This is a genomic window from Pseudomonas fluorescens (genome assembly GCF_902497875.1).
Taxonomy (GTDB): Bacteria; Pseudomonadota; Gammaproteobacteria; order Pseudomonadales; family Pseudomonadaceae; genus Aquipseudomonas; species Aquipseudomonas fluorescens_BR.
In genome coordinates, this window is sequence record NZ_CABVHY010000120.1 from 1 (window position 1) to 1,643 (window position 1,643).

Genomic DNA, 1,643 nt, shown 5'->3' on the forward strand with positions numbered 1-1,643 from the left:
GAGCCTGCTCGCGAATGATCTGGAGTCAGGCCCAGAATGGGAGTGACCTTAACAATCCAACTACCGCAGGCGACAGATCAAACCAGAATAGCCAGAGAGGTGTACTTGGCGACCATAGGGTCGGCAGTCAGGAGCTTCATGGGCTCTGTCATTGTGGTTGCTACAATGAGCCGGTCGAACGGATCTCGATGATGATGCTCCAGGTCCTTGACCGCGATGGCGTGCTCAAACGTGACAGGTAGCTCTATGAATCCGCTTTCGAGGCAGGAGTCCCTTATGCCTTCAAGATCGACATTCAGTTTGCCCAGCCCCACTTTGATAGCCATCTCCCAAAAAGACGCTGTGCTGATATAAATCTCAGTGGCGCTCTCAATCAGTTTCCTGGCCTTGCCTGAAAGTTTTGGGTCGTCACTCAAGGTCCATAGCAAAATATGAGTGTCGAGCAAAACCCTCATCCTTGAGCTCCTTCAAATGCATCCAGCATGTCGTCTGGCAGTGGTGCATCAAAGTCCTCAGGCAAGATCAGTTTGCCTTTCATTGCGCCGATACGTCGGCCTGTGGGTTTTCCTACAGGGACAAGGCGGGCAAGGGCCCGACCGTGTTTGGCAATTGTGATGATCTGGCCGGCAGCGGCATCATCAACCAGCTTGGACAGGTTGTTCTTGGCTTCGCCTAACGGGACAGTAATCATTTGGCATCTCCAATATTTTGGCCAAATATAGCCAAAATATTGGAGGTGAGCAAAGACGTATCGACAATTGGTTGAGTCTTCAGGTGTCTGATTTGCGTAATCGCTTGTACAGCGTATTGCGGCTGACCCCTAGGTGCCGTGCCAAATGTGAGATGTTCCCACCAGCCGCCCGTAACAACTGGTTCAAGTCTTCTGAACCGTCTAGTTGGCATGAAGCTGCGGGTTGAGTGGGCTCATTCATCTCCAGATCCACAAAAAAATCATCCGGCAAATGCTCAGGCCGCACCGGTTGTTCCTCGGCCATGGCCAGCGCCACCTGCATCACACTGCTGACCTGGCGTAGATTCCCCGGCCACGGATGGCGGGTGAACAGCTCCATGACTTCACGACTCAGCCCGGCCCATTGAGTCGGCTCCCGATGCTGTTCCCACAAACGCTTGAACAGCGCCTGCTTGTCACTGCGCTCACGCAAGGGCGGCAGCTCCAGCGTCAACCCGCCGATGCGGTAGTACAGGTCTTCTCGAAAGCGCCCGGCTTGAACCTGTTCGCGCAAGGCGTGATTGGTCGCCGAGATGATGCGGATGTCCACCGGGAACAGTTCGCTGCTGCCCACCGGCTGCACGCAACGCTCCTGTAATACTCGCAGCAACCGGGCTTGTGTCGGCAGCGGCATGTCGCCGATCTCGTCAAGGAACAGCGTGCCTTTGTCGGCCTTGCGGATCAGCCCGATGCTGCCTTTCTGATTGGCGCCGGTAAACGCGCCTTTTTCATAACCGAACAGCTCCGATTCCACCAGTTCGGCGGGGATCGCCGCACAGTTGACGGCAATGAATGGTTGTTTGCTCCTGGAGCTGGCCTGATGCAGGGCTTTGACGAACACCTCTTTACCCACTCCGGTTTCGCCATGGATCAGCAACGGGATGTCTTTCTCCAGCAAACGTTCGGCCTGGCG

The 1,643-nt window shown here is 55.3% G+C and carries 3 protein-coding genes; all 3 read right to left on the reverse strand.

Annotated features, from left to right (window positions below; all coding sequences use genetic code 11):
* Positions 1–77 precede the first annotated feature (77 nt).
* Complete coding sequence (locus F8N85_RS34020; RefSeq protein ID WP_150807649.1) at positions 78–455, reverse strand: type II toxin-antitoxin system VapC family toxin; 378 nt, start codon at positions 453–455, stop codon at positions 78–80.
* Positions 452–808, reverse strand: a complete 357-nt coding sequence (locus tag F8N85_RS34025; RefSeq protein WP_224795805.1) for a type II toxin-antitoxin system Phd/YefM family antitoxin — start codon at positions 806–808, stop codon at positions 452–454. The genes F8N85_RS34020 and F8N85_RS34025 overlap by 4 nt, the downstream gene beginning before the upstream one ends.
* A partial coding sequence (locus F8N85_RS34030; protein ID WP_150807657.1) for a sigma-54-dependent Fis family transcriptional regulator occupies positions 771–1,643 on the reverse strand: 873 nt, incomplete at its 5' end. The genes F8N85_RS34025 and F8N85_RS34030, both read right to left, overlap by 38 nt.

Coding starts and splice junctions, on each gene's coding strand:
- F8N85_RS34020 (WP_150807649.1), bottom strand. CDS start 455: ATGAGGGTTTTGCTCGACACTCATATTTTGCTATGGACCTTGAGTGAC.